The sequence below is a fragment of the Pseudomonas sp. CAM1A genome, assembly GCF_047501685.1.
Lineage (GTDB): Bacteria > Pseudomonadota > Gammaproteobacteria > Pseudomonadales > Pseudomonadaceae > Aquipseudomonas.
Genome location: NZ_JBFNXP010000004.1, coordinates 146,232 through 162,424 on the forward strand (window position 1 = coordinate 146,232; position 16,193 = coordinate 162,424).

The window sequence follows — 16,193 nt, forward strand, 5'->3', positions numbered from 1 at the left end:
CTTGCCCCGCGGTGCTTTGCAGTGCCGGATCAGTACTCTATCCGCACATCCCCTTTCGGCACGCTGCAGCACGACAGGATGTAGCCCTCGGCCTCGTCCTCCTCGGTAATCCCGCCGTTGTGCTCCATCTCCACCTCGCCGCCAAGCTTGAGCACCTTGCAGGTGCCGCAGATGCCCATGCCGCAGGCCTTGGGGATCATCAGCCCGACCTTGGCTGCCGCCGCATGCACGGTCTCGCCCGGGGCCACGCGGATGCTCTTGTCGCTGCCGACGAACTCCACCAGGTTGAGATCGGCCACATCCACTTCCGGCGCATCGGCCGCAGCCTCCGCGTGCTCCACCGCATCGGCCTTGGCCTCCGGCGGCGTCGCGCCGAACGATTCCTCGTGGTAGTTCTTCATGTCGAAGCCGACCGCCTCAAGCATGCGCTTGACCGCGCTCATGTAGGGCGTCGGGCCGCAGCAGAATATGGTGCGCTCGAGGTAGTCCGGGGCGATCAGCTCCATCAGCCGCTGGTTCAGGTAACCGCGATAACCCGCCCACGGCTCACCCAGCCCGTGTTTCTCGCAAATGATATGCAGGCTGAAGTTGGGGATGCGCGAGGCCATCTGCTCCAGCTCGCGGTGGTAGATGATGTCTTTCGGCGAGCGGGCGCTGTGCACGAACACCATGTCGACATTGGCGTTGGTGTCGTAGAACCAGCGGGCCATGGACATCACCGGGGTGATGCCGACGCCGCCGGACAGGTACAGCGTCTTGCCGGCCGGGAAGTCGATGGCGTTGAACAACCCCACCGGCCCGTGCACCGGCAGCTCTGCGCCTTCGTGCATGGTGTCGTGGAGGAAGTTGGAGACCAGCCCGCCCGGCACGCGCTTGACGGTGATGGAGAAGCTGTAGGGCACCGATGGCGAACTGGAGATGGTGTACGAACGCATCACCGGTTTGCCTTCGATCTCCAGCTCCAGGGTGACGAACTGCCCAGGCTTGAAGAAGAACATGATCGGTTGGTCGGCCATGAAGCAGAAGGTGCGCACGTCCCAGGTTTCCTGGATGACCTTGACGCAACGCACGATGTGGCGGCCATTGGCCCAGGTCTGGGTGGTAACCGGATTGAGGAAGGTATCGGACATGTTCATCTCCAGCAGCCGACTGTCGGCCTTTCTTATGGCTCCGATAATGCGCATAGCGCCGTCTACGTACATTCCCATCCGCGACATCGGCGTGCTTATCGCGACCAGCCCCGCGCTACAAGGGCTGGCGCGTCGGAATTCGATGCGGCCATGTCGCCCGTGGATATGGTCCTTTCACTGCCCGGACGCACACTCCTCGGCAAAACAACACGCTGTTTATCTCGAAGAACAGCCTTGCGGCACTACAACAACGATTAGCCACTTCAGCCGGCCGCACGCGGCCCCGAGGACCACACGATGGACGTCACCGCAACCCTGAGCCTGGGCGATCCACTGGAACCTGCACGCAAGGCCACCGCCGAGATGCTGCAGACCCGCGAGCGCACTTACTCGCTGCCGCAACCGTTCTACTGCGACGAGCGCCTGTTCCAGATCGACATGCAGGAAATCTTCCACAAGGAGTGGCTGATCGCCGGCATGGTTTGCGAGATCCCGACCAAGGGCAACTACATCACCCTGCAGATCGGCAAGAACCCGATCATCGTGATTCGCGGTGCCGAAGGTAAGGTGCATGCCTTCCACAACGTCTGCCGCCACCGCGGCTCGCGCCTGTGCGTCAGCGACAAAGGCAAGGTGGCCAAGCTGGTCTGCCACTACCACCAGTGGACCTATGAACTCGATGGCCGCCTGCTGTTCGCCGGCACCGAGATGGGCGCCGACTTCGACATGAAGGACTACGGCCTGAAGCCTGTGAACGTGAAGGTGGCCGGGGGCTACATCTTCATCAGCCTGGCTGAGAACCCGCCGGCCATCGACGAGTTCCTCGCCACGCTCGACCACTACATGGAACCGTACGACATGGAAAACACCAAGGTGGCGGTGCAGACCACCTTGATGGAAGAGGCCAACTGGAAGCTGGTACTGGAGAACAACCGCGAGTGCTACCACTGCAACGGCTCGCACCCTGAGCTGTTGAAGACGCTGCTGGAATGGGACGACACCAACGACCCGCGCGCCAGCCAGGAATTCAAGGATCACGTCGCCGCCTCGGCCGCTGCCTGGGAAGCCGAGAAGATCCCCTACTTGCACAAGAGCCACGGCCTGCGTAACCGCATCGTGCGCATGCCGCTGCTCAAGGGCACCGTGTCGATGACCATGGACGGCAAGGTGGCGTGCAAGAAGCTGATGGGCCGTATCAAGAACCCCGACCTGGGCTCGATGCGCATCCTGCACCTGCCGCATTCGTGGAACCACTGCATGGGCGACCACATGATCGTGTTCACCGTGTGGCCGATCAGCGCGCAGGAAACCATGGTCACCACCAAGTGGCTGGTGCACAAGGATGCGGTGGAGGGGGTGGACTACAACCCGGAGGAGATGCGCAAGGTATGGGATGCCACCAATGACCAGGATCGGCGGTTGGCGGAGGAGAATCAGCGGGGGATCAACTCAACCGCCTATCAGCCGGGGCCGTATTCGAAGACCTATGAGTTTGGGGTGGTGAATTTCATTGACTGGTATAGCCAGCGGCTACTGAATAATTTAGGTGCCGAGCCGGCCCCTTATCTAAAGGAAGTGACCTCTCAGTAACCTCGGAGCCCTACGTGCTGTCTGGCCATAGGCAACCGGTATGTAGGGCATTCCTTTTTATGTTCGCGTGGAGCGACCCCAGAAAGCCCTCTGCTGCACACCAAATAGTCCCTTAAAGCGTGCGCAACAAATCAACATTATCCCCCGCTTGCCTCAACATCTCGGTGGCGCGACTCAGATCGGCTTGCCTCTTTTTCTGTATCGCCTGAAAAATATCTACACCGGCAATGATAATTTCGACACCTGTCGCGGCTAGACTGAATACTGCGGCCGTCCCCTTCAAATTGTCAGAGGTATTCATCAGTCCATCGTGACTGGCCTGCTCTCCCGGCGTAGTAGGGCCTGGCAGGTTGCTTACAAGCTCAGATATCGCAGTCAACCCCACAGCAGTCGCCTTGAAAGTGTATGAAACATACTCACCAAATTTTTTCGGCTCATACCATGGCGCCTCTGAACCGGTGATAAAGCGCTTTACAATTTTTTGGAAAACATAAATGCCCTCCATGAAAATTTTTGCCGTCATGAGATTATTTTTTGCGACTGAATAGAACTGTCGCCCATCAGGGTCTACATGATTGACGGGGTCAAGCCCGCAATAGGCATAACCATTGATTCCCCCTTGGGCAAAAGGACTCAATGCGTCTGGAGAAAGGAAACGCATCAGGGAGGGATTGTAAAAACGATGACCGTTACCGAGCGCGTACCCGTTCAGGCTACGCTCACCTAACTGACCTGCGAAGCCCAACAGCGCTGGAGGAGACTTCTGAAAGCCATAGACTGTGTAGGCACTACCTGAGAGGCTGCTTAACGTGCTTCTTAGCCTGTCAGTTTTCTGAAGCAGCGCATTGCTTATCATGACGCCTTTCCCCTAGAAAAACCTGTTACTCGCCTCTCGAGAATCCGCAGAGTTCGATGAACCTCGGATAATCATGGTCTCTACGTTTAAAACACCTGGTGAAGGAGGTACGCTTCCACTTGATTCTGTATCACTTGACGCGCTCGACTCTGGTGGCGAAATCGCCTTAAGTTCCTGAGAGATTTGCGTTAACGACTCTTCGGCACTCCGCTTACGAAGATGCAGTTCCACCATGGTTTTTCTAAGTGATATTTCCGCCTGACTTGGTTTAACCGACGAGGCGTCAATGTTTTTACTTAGTACCTCCTGGCTTTTTTTTAGGTTATGATCCAAGGTTTTTATTTCCAACTTTAACTTCACAGCCTGACCTTTTAATTGAGCAGAACGAAAGTCTGTCGTCGATATTTTTCTACCTAACTTTTCTCGCGCTCTTCCAGAGTCATCTCGAAAATTAACTGGATCTCCATGACAGTATGCGTAGGTATTTATCCCACCTCGCTCAAATGGACTCATCTGGTCGGCGGAATAAAATCGCATCAGCAAGGGACTGTATACCCGATAGCCATTTCCGAGCAGATACCCCTTCAAGAAACTTTCACGCACTATCCCATCAAATCCCGTCAATGGCCCTGCGGGCGCTGCCGGACTTGCGCCATAGACGGTATAAGCAATAAATCGAGGAGCGCCTCGTGGCCTGACAGCAAGGGCGCTGTGCTGAAGATCCGTCTGTAACAATGAAGGTGAGGCGTACATGGTCGGTACCTCGACAGGTCGAATAACCAGAACAAACCGTAGCTGAGCCAAGGCAGACGGAATATCCGAACAGGCTAATTAATTAGCTTGCCTCAATGACGAGGCAGAGGTGGAAAGTTCGGGCTCGCTATCCGAGCTGGTAGAGCCCGGGCGTCTGGCCCTGACTTCTACGACACTGTGCTGCGTGGTGAACGTGCTAAGCAGTTTTTTATTACTCTGGACCATATCCGCCATTGCGATTTCGCCCGCATGTCGGGTTCGGAAACTTTCGCGGGTATAACTAACCACCTTCCCACCGACTTCCCGAACTTTTTCAAGGCTTAACGTACCGCCTTTCAGTACATCGGACATAAGCAGATATGCCGTCGTTCCAGCCCCATTTATCGCTGTTGTCCAGTTAGCATAATCATCACCCAACGGTTCCCCCTGATACTGCAACAGAGCCCCATACATACCTAAACCGCCAACTGCTGCTGTGGCGAGCGCGACAACGGCATCTTGAGCATTTGGCAGTGTTCTATTGTAGAGGCTGGTGACCATCATTTTACCTGCCACATAGAGTGCCGGCGAGTTCCCCATCACTGTCGCTTTATATCCAGGGACATTGCCACTTGGATCGGTCATGTTGACAGGGTCCCCCTTGCAATACGCATAGGAGTTCAGGCCTCCGGCATCAAATGGGCTCAGTGTATCGGGAGAATGGAAACGCATAAGCTGAGCGTTGTAAGCCCTACGGCCATTGCCCAGCAGGTAACTACCCGATTCTGATTCACGAAACTGCCCCGTAAACCCCATGCGCGCGAAACCCGTCAACGCGCAACGGTCACCGAATGGAGTATAGGAAGCAAGCGCATAGCCTGAAGCGTCCAAAACAAGGCCAGGACTCAGCAGCTGGTCGCTTGCGAACAGCTTTGTCTTGAACATGGGTAGGCTACTGTCTGACGTGACAGCAACACTATCACCCACTGCCACGCCGCTTTAACTGGCAAAATTGCTAGGTCAGACAGCCAGCTTGGTCCAGGGGAATCCCTTTAAAGCTATTGACGGGTACGGCCTGGCCTATTTATCCAACGGCTCCGCCGCCTACCGCTGCTCAAAAAATAGTCACTTCTGTGCAGCTCAATGAAGTCAGGGCCTGCAGCCTTGCACAAACAAATTATCCACAGAGGCATGAACAGGCTTTGTTGAAAACTCGAAGCCTTCTATCCAGACTCTGTGCATAATTGAACTCGATCACAATTCCTAGTCCCCGCCCCCAGCGAAAATACTATTGTTCAAAATTCGATCAAGTCAATCTACGCCCTGTCGTACGTGGCTTACAGTGGTTTTCGAACAAATTATCCACAGTGTGACCAACAGCGTTTGTGGGTAAATCAGCGCAGCACCCCCTCCTCCATCAGCAATTTGAGAATGGCCTCGGCTCCTTCCTGTGGAGAAACATCCTTGAGCACCTTGCCGCCCCCGCCACTGGCCTTGGCCGTGGCGGCCTTCATGCGGTCGGCGCCACTCTTGGCCTTGATCACCTTGAGCCGCTTGGGCCGTGGCCGGGCCGGTTGCAGGGCGTCTTCGGCCAGCATCGGATCGTCCACGACCTCTACAGCGCGCGCCGCCAGCACCCCACGCCGGGCCGGGCCGAAGGCCGACTGCCGTGGCTTGGGCGCGGCGTTGTCCACAGTCGCCAGCAATGGCAGGCGCACTTTCAGGCGGCGCCGCTGGCCGCGGGGCAATGCCTGCAGCACCTGGGCAGTGCCGTTGTCGATGGATTCCACCTCGGCCAGGCCGACCACCAACGGCCAGCCCAGCTTCTCGGCCAACAGGAACGGCAGCATGCCCGAGCCCTCGCCAGTTTCCGCCTGGCTGCCGGTCAACACCAGTTGGGCGCCGGCATCACGCAGGTAGTCGCCAAGCGCGCCCAGCACATCGGCACCGGCGGGCTGTTCCAGCACATCCAGATGATCCAACCCCATGCCCAGGTAGGCACGCAGCGCCTCTTCACGAGGATCGCCGGCGTGCACCACCTGCAAGTTATCCCCAGCCAGTTGCAAGCCCAGTTCCACGGCACGGGCATCCTGCTCGGCGCGGCGCGCGCGGCCTGAGCTGGGGTGGGCGCCGATCGAGACCAGGCTGATGACTTTCGTACTCATGCTCGCTGCCCCTATGCCGCGTCGCGCTGGCCGCCACTGCGGAAGTTATCCACAGCCTCGATCAATGCCTTGAGAATCGCCGAGCTGTCGCCAATCACCGACAGGTCGGCCCGTTTGATCATGTCGCAGCCTGGGTCCATGTTGATCGCCACCACCTTGTCGCAGGCACCGATGCCCTGCAGGTGCTGGATAGCGCCAGAGATACCCACAGCCACGTAGACCCGCGCGGTAACCCAGGTGCCGGTGGCGCCGACCTGGCGGTTGCGCGGCATGAAGCCATCGTCCACCGCCACCCGCGACGCGCCTTCGGTAGCGCCCAAGGCGGCAGTGGCCTGGTGATACAGGTCCCAGTCCTTGACGCCGTTGCCACCGGAGACGATGAACTCGGCCTCGGCCATGGCGATGGACGCTGGGTCCACGGCCACCGAACCCAGGTCTTCGATGCGCGACAGGCTGCGCGCCACGCCTGTGGACAACTCCACCGGCAGGGCTTCATGGCGGGTTTCACTCACCGGCTCGGCGCATTCGGCGGCGGCCACGATCAACCGCGGTACACTACGCTGGATATCCTGCTGACCGGCACCGGCACGGCCGATGCACTGGCCATCCTTGACCTGCCACACCCTTGTTGCCGGGCGCTCCCCCAGGGCCGCGGCGAAGCGTCGGCCTAGCTCGCCGCCACCGCTGCGGCTATCGGGCAGCAGCCAGTGGCGTGGGGCGAACTGGTTATCCACAGACCGCAGGCCCTGGACCAGTTGTTCCGGTGCATAACCCTCGAAGGCCTCACCCTCGATGACCAGCAGGCGGTCGACGCCGGCTGTGGAAAAGTTGCTTTCCTTGTGCTCGCCGAACACCACGGCCAGCACCGCACCGTCGCTACCGGCCAGGCTGTGAGCCAGGCCGAGCAGGTCACGGTCATGGCTGCCGAGGCGGCCACCGACCATGTCTGGCACCACGGCGATGTAGAACGCAGGCGCAGCCACGCTGTGCAGCGGCAACTGCACTTCGGCGGCCGCCGTGCGCCGACCGCCGACACCGGTGCCCTGCTGGGCGCCGCTGCGGTCGATGCGCTTGAGGCCGTTGGGGCCGATGAAGCCGGCAGCAATCGCATGGGGGTTCTTGCGCATCAACCCATTGGGGCCCATCCAGCTGGTTTGTTGCGTCTGCATGGCCGCATGCAGCGGGTGCAGGCGGTTACGGGCGATCCACTCGGCGCGTGGGTCGCGGCGGATGATGTCGCTCATCAGTGCACCTCCGCAGGTTCACGTTTGGCCGCCTGCGACTTTGCGCTGGCGGGGGCCTGGTCTTCGATCAGTACATCGGCGACCAGCTCGGCAAGGTCCTTGATCTGTGGGCGCGGTTCGACCACGCCTTCGAGCATCGCCGTGCACTGTGGGCAGCCCACGGCCACCAACTCGGCCTCGGTCTCGCGGATATCGTCCATGCGCATGTCGGGAATACGCTGCTTGCCGGGGATGTCGGTGATCGGCGCACCGCCACCACCGCCGCAGCAACGGGAACGGAAGCCCGAGCGCTGCATCTCGCGCACTTCGATACCCAGCGCCTTGAGCACTTCGCGCGGGGCTTCGTATTCGCCGTTGTAACGGCCCAGGTAGCACGGGTCGTGGTAGGTGACACTGCCACCCTTGTGCTGGCCGAGGTTGAGCTTGCCGGCGGCGATCAGCTCGGCAATGTAGGTGCTGTGGTGCTGCACCTGGTACTCGCCGCCGAGGGCGCCGTACTCGTTCTTCAGCACATGGAAGCTGTGCGGGTCGCAGGTGACGATGCGCTGGAACTGATAGTTGGCCAGGGTCTGGATATTGCGCTTGGCCAGCTGCTGGAAGGTCGCCTCATCGCCCAGGCGGCGCGCCACGTCACCGCTGTCGCGCTCTTCCAGGCCGAGCACGGCGAAGTCCACGCCGGACGCTTTGAGCACTTTGACGAAGGCACGCAGAGTGCGCTGGTTGCGCATATCGAAGGCGCCGTCGCCGACCCAGAACAGGACCTCGGTGCGCTTCACCTCGGACAAAAGCTGCAGGTTGAGATCGGCCGCCCAGTTCATCCGCCCGCCTGGGGCAAAGCCACCGGGGTTGTCGGTGGCAATCAGGTTGTCCAGCACCTCGGCGCCCTTGTTCGGCGTGGCGCCCTTTTCCAGGGTCAGGTGGCGGCGCATGTCGACGATGGCATCGACGTGCTCGATCATCATCGGGCATTCCTCTACGCAGGCACGGCAGGTCGTGCACGACCACAGCGTCTCGGCATCCACCAGGCCGTTGACGATCGGCTGGTGCGGGTGGCCGCCATGCTCGCCGATCGGCTTGCCGGGGTACGGGCTGCCGGCGAACCGCGCGTCGGTGCCACCAGCAAGGCCGATGACCATGTCCTGAATGAGTTTTTTCGGGTTCAGCGGCTGGCCAGCGGCGAACGCCGGGCACATGGCCTCGCATTTGCCGCACTGCACGCAGGCGTCGAAACCGAGCAACTGGTTCCAGGTGAAGTCCACCGGCTTTTCCACGCCCAGCGGCGCATTCGGGTCTTCCAGGTCCAGCGGCTTGAGGCCCGTGGAGCGGCCACCGCCGAAGCGCTCGGCGCGGCGGTGCCAGGCCAGGTGCAGGGCGCCGGCGAAGGCGTGCTTCATCGGCCCGCCCCAGGTCATGCCGAAGAACAGCTCGGACACGCCCCAAACAACGCCGATACCCAGCAGTGCGACCAATACCCAGCCGCCCGTGCCTTCAGGCAGGATCCCCGCCACCGGCAAGGTAGCAATGAAGAAGCTCGCCGCGAACATCAGCAGGCTCTTGGGCAGGCGCATCCACGGGCCTTTGGACAGACGCGCGGGCGGATCGAGGCGGCGTTTGAAGACGAACAGAGCCCCGGTGAACATGATGACCGTGGCCACCAGCAGCGCGTAGCCAAGGATCTTGCTCTGCAGGCCAAAGCCATGCACCAGGATCGCCAGCACGGCCGAGAGCACGAAGCCGCCGGCGGTGGCCACGTGGGTCTTGGACATGTACTTGTCGCGCTCGACCACATGGTGCAGATCCACCAGGTAGCGCCGCGGCATGGCCAACAGACCGCCAAGCAGGTCGACCTTGCTTGGCCGCCCACGCCGCCACATGCGCACCCGGCGCAGGGCGCCAAGCACCGCCAGCGCAAGGGCGGTGAACAGCAGAATGGGTAGAAGGGTGTTCAACATGGGAAGCTCCCACAACAGCGGTAAGCGTGCGCCGACATGAGCAGAGGTCCGTGGGAGCGGGCTGGCCCCGCGATTGCGTACGATCGGCCAACCAGGTTGCCCCTGCTGGCGCTATCGCGGGGCAAGCCCGCTCCCACGTTGTCCTGCTACAGATGCCGCGTTGGTCCTGGACTCAGAAATCCTTGCACAGCCGCAAGGCGTCATAGATCGCCGCATGCACGTTGCGCTGGGCCACGCAGTCGCCGATGCGGTACAGCAGGTAGCCCTCGCCCGGCTGGCTGAGGATCGGCTGCGGCTTGATGGCGAATAGCGCCTCCACGTCGATCTGGCCCTTGTTGCGCGAACCGTCCTTGAGCGCGTAGTACAACTGCTCGTCAGGACGCACGCCGTTCTCCACCACCACTTGGTCGACCACCCGTTCTTCCTTGGCGCCGGTGTATTCGTTCTCGAGCACCGCCACCAGCTTGTCGCCTTCGCGGTAGACCTTCTCCAGCATCATGTCGCCGGTCATGATCACTTCTTTGGGGTACATGCTGCGGTAGTAGGTCGGGAAGGTGGTGCCGCCCATGGCCACGCCCGGCTTGATGTCGTCGGTGACGATCTCGACCTGGCTGCCCTTGTCGGCAATGAAGTCGGCCACCGACATGCCGGTGAATTCGCAGATGGTGTCGTACACCAGCACGTTCTTGCCCGGCGCCACCTTGCCGTCGAGCACGTCCCAGCTGCTGACCACCAGGCCTTCGGCGGCGCCCCAGTGCTCGTTCTGCTCAAGGAACGAATGGCCGCCCACCGCCAGCACGATCACATCCGGGCGCAGGTCCTGAATGGTCGCCACGTCGGCGGCGGTGCCCAGGCGCAGATCGACCTTCAGGCGTGCCAGCTCCAGCTGGTACCAGCGGGTGATGCCGGCAATCTGGTCACGCTGCGGGGCCTTGGCGGCGATGGTGATCTGCCCGCCGATCTGCTCCTTCTTCTCGAACAGGGTCACGTCGTGGCCACGTTCGGCTGCCACGCGGGCCGCTTCCATGCCGGCGGGGCCTGCGCCAACCACCACCACCTTGCGTTTGACGCCGGTGGTCTTCTCGATGATGTGCGGCACGCCCAGGTATTCACGGGAGGTCGCGGCGTTCTGGATGCACAGCACATCCAGACCCTGGTACTGGCGGTCGATGCAGTAGTTGGCACCAACGCATTGCTTGATCTGGTCGATCTGGCCCATCTTGATCTTGGCGATCAGGTGCGGGTCGGCCATGTGCGCACGGGTCATGCCGACCATGTCGACGTAGCCGCCTTCGAGAATGCGCGTGGCCTGATTCGGGTCCTTGATGTTCTGCGCGTGCAGCACCGGGACCTTGACCACTTCCTTGATGCCGGCCGCCAGGTGCAGGAACGGTTCCGGCGGGTAGCTCATGTTGGGGATGACGTTGGCCAGGGTGTTGTGGGTGTCGCAACCCGAGCCGACCACGCCGATGAAATCGAGCATGCCGGTGGCGTCGTAGTAGGCGGCGATCTGCTTCATGTCCTCGTGGCTGAGGCCATCGGGGTGGAACTCGTCACCGCAGATGCGCATGCCCACGCAGAAGTCGTCGCCCACTTCGGCGCGCACGGCTTTCAACACTTCCATGCCGAACTTCATGCGGCCTTCGAAGCTGCCGCCCCATTCGTCGGTACGCTTGTTGACCCGCGGACTCCAGAACTGGTCGATCATGTGCTGGTGCACCGCCGACAGCTCGACACCGTCCAGGCCGCCCTCCTTGGCCCGGCGCGCAGCCTGGGCGTAGTTGCCGATGACTCGCCAGATCTCTTCCACCTCGATGGTCTTGCAGGTGGCACGGTGTACCGGTTCACGGATACCCGACGGCGACATCAAGGTCGGCCAGTTGAAGCCGTCCCAGCGTGAGCGGCGGCCCATGTGCGTAATCTGGATCATGATCTTGGCGCCATGCTTGTGCATGGCGTCGGCGAGGTTCTGGAAGTGCGGGATGATGCGGTCGGTGGACAGGTTGACCGAAGCCCACCACTCCTGCGGGCTGTCGATGGCCACCACCGACGAGCCGCCGCAGATCGCCAGGCCGATGCCGCCCTTGGCCTTCTCTTCGTAGTACTTCACATAGCGGTCGGTGGTCATGCCGCCGTCGGTGGCATACACCTCGGCGTGCGCGGTGCTGAGCACGCGGTTGCGGATGGTCAGCTTGCCGATCTGGATCGGCTGGAACATTGCTTCGAAGGCCATGACGCTATCTCCGGCTTACAACGGCTTTGTAACGAACAGGCCATCTTCGTGGCCTTCTTCCGACCCGCCGTAGACCTGCTCGGCGACGGTGCGGATCGAGCTGCCGCGGGCAGCGAGAATCTGGTCCATGGCGCCGGCGAACCAGCCGGTGAACATGTAGTCGACCTTGCGACCGCACTTGCCGTACACGTACACGAATGCGGAGTGCTTGAGCTTGACGCTGCAGGTGCCTTTATCCAGGTCGATGTCCTGGATCTCGAACAGGCCCCAGCCGCGCTGGCTCAAGCGCTTCATGTAATGCTCGAACACCGCCACACCTTCCAGGCCATGACACTCAGCCTCTTTCTCGCACCAGTGCCAGGCGGACTTGTAGCCGGCCTTGTAGAGGATCTCGGCATAGGCGTCGGCGCCCAGCACTTCCTCGATGCCCATGTGGTTGTTGACGAAGAAATGCCGTGGCACATAGAGCATCGGCAGGGCGTCGCTGGTCCAGACACCGGTCTCGCTGTCGACTTCGATTGGCAATTGCGGGGCGATCTTGGCCATGGAAACTCAACTCCATACAAATTTTTATTGGTGTGCCCCGGCGTTGCTGGCAGGGGCTTTCAGGCTTGGAGAGCGGCTTACTCGCCCCAGACGTCTTTGAGTACGTTGACCCAGTTTTCGCCCATGATCTTGCGCACCACGCGTTCGGAGTGGCCGCGCTTTAGCAGCGTTTCGGTCAGGTTGGGGAACTCGCCGACGGTGCGAATGCCCAGCGGGTTGATGATCTTGCCGAAGTTGGTCAGGCGCCGGGCGTAGCCCTTGTCGTGCGTGAGGTACTCGAAGAAGTCCTGACCATGGCCCTGGGTGAAGTCGGTACCGATACCGATGGCATCTTCACCGACGATGTTCATGGTGTACTCGATGGCCTCGGCGTAGTCGTCGATGGTCGAGTCGATGCCCTTGGCCAGGAACGGCGCGAACATGGTCACACCGACGAAGCCGCCGTGGTCGGCGATGAACTTCAGCTCTGCGTCGGACTTGTTGCGCGGGTGTTCCTTGAGGCCCGAGGGCAGGCAGTGGGAATAGCAGACCGGCTTCTTCGATTCGAGGATGACTTCCTCGGAGGTTTTCGAGCCGACATGGGACAGGTCGCACATGATGCCGACGCGATTCATCTCGGCGACGATCTCGCGGCCGAAGCCCGACAGCCCGCCGTCGCGCTCATAGCAACCGGTGCCGACCAGGTTCTGGGTGTTGTAGCACATCTGCACGATGCCCACGCCGAGCTGCTTGAATACGTCGACGTAGGCGATCTGGTCCTCGAACGCGTGGGCGTTCTGGAAGCCGAAGAGGATGCCGGTCTTGCCCAGCTCCTTGGCCTTGCGGATATCGGCGGTGGTGCGCACCGGCATCACCAGGTCGCTGTTGTCACGGATCAGCTTCTGGCTCGAGGCGATATTATCGACGGTGGCCTTGAAGCCTTCCCACACCGACACCGTGCAGTTAGCCGCGGTTAGCCCGCCCTTGCGCATGTCCTCGAACAGCTCGCGGTTCCACTTGGCAATGATCAGGCCGTCGATGACGATGCTGTCGGCGTGAAGTTCGGCTGGGCTCATCAGGCTGTCCCCTTTTATTGAAGTTTGCAGGCGCCGAACCTTGTGCCGACGCTTTGGGGCCAGCATATGCCTGCGGCTCGAGGCGCCCCGATGCAAAAACGACAGGGGGTTTGCCGAAAGCGTCAATGGCCGACCTGGCACGCTCTAACACGCCCCTCGGCAATGAGAGCGAGTCTCGACAACGCGGTTTCATGAACATTTTCTCGGGGAGCTATCGCCCGGGCCTGGGCTGAGCGAGAATCCAGCGACTCGCAGCCTCTTCAGGAGAAACCCGATGAAATCAATGGCATGGCTGGTCTTGCTGGCAGTGGCTTTCGGCGCGCACGCCGCCGAAGAGGAGAGCACCCCCTGCGACAACGTCGAGACCGACCAGCAGGGCTATGCCTGCGCCGCCTACAACAAACAGACCGCCGAGCGCGAGCTGAAGGCGGCCTATGACGACCTCATGCAGCGCATCCGCGACCAGTACGCGGATGAAAGCGACAAGGCCGCGGCGCTGAGCGGCAAGATGGAAGCCGCCGAGAAGCTGTGGACCCAACTGCGCGACGCCGACTGCAAGGTCGAGACCTGGGCCGAGAAACCCGGCAGCAAGGCGTTCGAGGCGGCGTGGGACACCTGCGTGGCGCAACGTAGCGATGAGCGGTCGGAGTACCTGCAGGGCATCGGCCAACAGTGACCCTTTGCCCGCGACGGGCCGCCCAGCGGCCCCCGGGGAGTTCCCGCGCCGGGCGCTAGCGCCTGAAGTCAGGCCGCAGCTCCTGGCCATCGATGCTCAGTGTCTTGTACCGCGGCGCCACCAGTTTCACAGCACCCTCGCGAATGCCCCTGGCCAGGCCGTCGAGGTTTTCCATGTTGCCGCTCAGGCTGCCCACCTCGCGCCACTCGCGCTCCTCCCAGGTGAACACGAACACACTCGATGCATAGGTGTGCCGGGGGATCATCAGCACTTCGTTGTGCCCGTCGCCATCCAGGTCGACTGCCCACAGGTAGCAGCCCTTGCCACCGCACTGGCTTTGCGCAAGCGTCGCGCCTGCCAATGATTCGCTACTCGATTGCACCGGCCCCAGCCACTCGAACTTCGGGCCATGGTCTTCGGCCACGGTCGGTTGACGCACCTGGGCCATCTGCACCAACAACTGCTCGCGGCGGCCCGCATCGAACAGCTCATCCGTCTGCAGCCGCTGCTCGAGCTGCTCGAAGGCTTCACGCCCCGGCTGGCCGAGATCACGATACAAGGTCTCGGCGTCGAACTCGGTGATCGGCGTGTGCCCATCGAGCAGCCGCTCGATCTGATTCTTAGCACTCAATGCCTGCGGATCGAGCAGCGGCGTGTAGAACACTACCACCAGCAACGCGCTGAGCAGGGCAATCCACGGATTGCTCAGGCGCAGGCTGTGCAGCCAGGCCTGGCGCGACGCCAGCACCGCCCAGACCGCTGCCAGGCCATGCGCCAGCATCACGCCTACCAGCATCGACGCCATGATCCGTGTCGGTGTCAGCCCGTACTGGTCGATACGCAGCCAGCTCGCATAGGCCGCCAGGCCCACCAGCACCGGCAGGCACAGCAGGCTGGCCTCTACCAGGCGCTTGAGCGACGCGGGGTAGACGCTACCTTGCCGGCCATCCTGGAACACGCCGTTGACCAGGAACAGGTTGATGCCCGCCAGTACCAGCAGCAGAGTGGTCGAATAGCCGGTGTCCCACACCGGTTGCAGGCCAGAGAACGGCAACGTCAGGGTGAACAGCACGGCGATCAGTGCGCTGAGCGGCAGCAGGAAGCGGCACAGCGTCAGCAGGATGCCGCGCAGCAGGCCGATGATCTTCTCGTTTTCCCGGCCCATGCGCATGCCCAGCGAAAACACCACCGGCAACACCAGCCAGAGAAACACCGGTGACTCCACCGCGTCCTTGACCTGCGCAATGCCCAGCATGCTGAACAGCAGCGCGCACAACCACAGCAATTGCCAGAACAGTCCGGTCAGCAGCTGTGCCAGGAAGACGATGAAGACGTTGTTCCAGGCATGCCGGAACAGGTCTTCGTAGCGCGGGCGCAGCCCTTCGCCGGTCGGCCAGGCGAGAATGAACGCGGTGCCGATATAGGCCAGCACGACGGCGGCCAGGCACCAGGTCTGCTGCAGCCAGCCCATTTGCCCGGTATCGAGCAGCCAGGCACTGATCCCGCTGAGCAGCACAGTCAGGCCCAGTACCAACCAGCCGGTGCCACGCTGCAGCACCGCGCTGCCAAGCAGCTGCAGGTTCACGCCCGCTACCGCCACCGCGACGCACAGGGCTACCGACAGGCTGAAACCCAGCAGCTGACCCTCCCCCTTCACGGTGGTGAGCCACACCAGGCCCTGGATCAGGCCGATGACGACGTAGAACAATAAGGGGCGACTTGGCGCTGGCATTGCAAATCCTTTTGGCCTGGGGAGTAGAAGGCGCGCAAGGCTACCGAAACCCGTCCCCTCCACACCAAGGCCTTTACCTTGCGGGCTGGCGGCAGCCAATTATCACAACGCCATTCCCTCACGAGCGCGGCGGTGTAGAATCGGGCTATTCATCGCCAGACATCCCCGGCGGGTTTATGAGCTCTGGTCGAGCCTGCGGCGATCCCGCGCGGTCCTTCGACCCCCATCCGTGCCAGTGGCAACCGGCCTTCGGCGTATTAGGACAAGAGAAGCTCACTCCCT

The 16,193-nt window shown here is 61.5% G+C and carries 13 protein-coding genes; 2 read left to right on the plus strand and 11 right to left on the minus strand.

Going from position 1 to position 16,193, the window contains the following annotated elements; all coding sequences use genetic code 11:
• Nucleotides 1-29: 29 nt before the first annotated feature.
• Complete coding sequence (gene gbcB / locus ABZO33_RS13550) at nt 30-1,130, minus strand: glycine-betaine demethylase subunit GbcB (RefSeq protein ID WP_046857453.1); 1,101 nt, start codon at nt 1,128-1,130, stop codon at nt 30-32.
• Between the two features lie 297 nt (nt 1,131-1,427).
• Here gbcB and gbcA point away from each other — a divergent pair, with 297 nt between their 5' ends.
• Nucleotides 1,428-2,720, plus strand: coding sequence for a glycine-betaine demethylase subunit GbcA (gene gbcA, locus ABZO33_RS13555; RefSeq protein WP_414536442.1), 1,293 nt, complete (start codon nt 1,428-1,430; stop codon nt 2,718-2,720).
• Between the two features lie 112 nt (nt 2,721-2,832).
• On the opposite strand, the gene ABZO33_RS13560 is transcribed toward gbcA, so the two are convergent.
• The 9 genes from ABZO33_RS13560 to ABZO33_RS13600 form a co-directional block, all read right to left on the minus strand.
• The gene (locus tag ABZO33_RS13560; RefSeq protein WP_414536443.1) at nt 2,833-3,576 is read right to left on the minus strand and encodes an RHS repeat-associated core domain-containing protein; all 744 of its coding nucleotides are present in this window, start codon (nt 3,574-3,576) and stop codon (nt 2,833-2,835) included.
• A 12-nt stretch (nt 3,577-3,588) separates the two neighbouring features.
• Nucleotides 3,589-4,329, minus strand: a complete 741-nt coding sequence (locus tag ABZO33_RS13565) for an RHS repeat-associated core domain-containing protein (RefSeq protein WP_414536444.1) — start codon at nt 4,327-4,329, stop codon at nt 3,589-3,591.
• Between the two features lie 78 nt (nt 4,330-4,407).
• On the minus strand, nt 4,408-5,253 hold the full coding sequence (locus ABZO33_RS13570) for an RHS repeat-associated core domain-containing protein (protein WP_414536445.1): 846 nt from the start codon (nt 5,251-5,253) through the stop codon (nt 4,408-4,410).
• A 449-nt stretch (nt 5,254-5,702) separates the two neighbouring features.
• Entirely contained in the window at nt 5,703-6,473 is a 771-nt protein-coding gene (locus ABZO33_RS13575) for an electron transfer flavoprotein subunit beta (protein WP_414536446.1), read from the minus strand.
• Nucleotides 6,474-6,484: 11 nt separating this feature from the next.
• Entirely contained in the window at nt 6,485-7,717 is a 1,233-nt protein-coding gene (locus ABZO33_RS13580) for an electron transfer flavoprotein subunit alpha/FixB family protein (RefSeq protein WP_414536447.1), read from the minus strand.
• Nucleotides 7,717-9,669: a dimethylglycine demethylation protein DgcB gene (dgcB, locus tag ABZO33_RS13585; protein WP_414536448.1), complete on the minus strand. Its 1,953-nt coding sequence runs from the start codon at nt 9,667-9,669 to the stop codon at nt 7,717-7,719. The genes ABZO33_RS13580 and dgcB overlap by 1 nt, the downstream gene beginning before the upstream one ends.
• Nucleotides 9,670-9,841: 172 nt before the next feature.
• Complete coding sequence (gene dgcA, locus ABZO33_RS13590; RefSeq protein ID WP_414536449.1) at nt 9,842-11,902, minus strand: dimethylglycine demethylation protein DgcA; 2,061 nt, start codon at nt 11,900-11,902, stop codon at nt 9,842-9,844.
• Nucleotides 11,903-11,917: 15 nt separating this feature from the next.
• On the minus strand, nt 11,918-12,448 hold the full coding sequence (locus ABZO33_RS13595) for a DUF5943 domain-containing protein (RefSeq protein ID WP_012316656.1): 531 nt from the start codon (nt 12,446-12,448) through the stop codon (nt 11,918-11,920).
• A gap of 77 nt (nt 12,449-12,525) precedes the next feature.
• The gene (locus ABZO33_RS13600; protein ID WP_139667934.1) at nt 12,526-13,503 is read right to left on the minus strand and encodes a dipeptidase; all 978 of its coding nucleotides are present in this window, start codon (nt 13,501-13,503) and stop codon (nt 12,526-12,528) included.
• 274 nt (nt 13,504-13,777) lie between these two features.
• On the opposite strand from ABZO33_RS13600, the gene ABZO33_RS13605 reads away from it, so the two are divergent.
• Nucleotides 13,778-14,179, plus strand: a complete 402-nt coding sequence (locus ABZO33_RS13605; protein ID WP_046857459.1) for a lysozyme inhibitor LprI family protein — start codon at nt 13,778-13,780, stop codon at nt 14,177-14,179.
• A gap of 55 nt (nt 14,180-14,234) precedes the next feature.
• Here ABZO33_RS13605 and ABZO33_RS13610 read toward each other — a convergent pair whose 3' ends face one another.
• Nucleotides 14,235-15,911, minus strand: coding sequence for a DUF4153 domain-containing protein (locus tag ABZO33_RS13610; protein WP_414536450.1), 1,677 nt, complete (start codon nt 15,909-15,911; stop codon nt 14,235-14,237).
• Nucleotides 15,912-16,193: the final 282 nt, after the last annotated feature.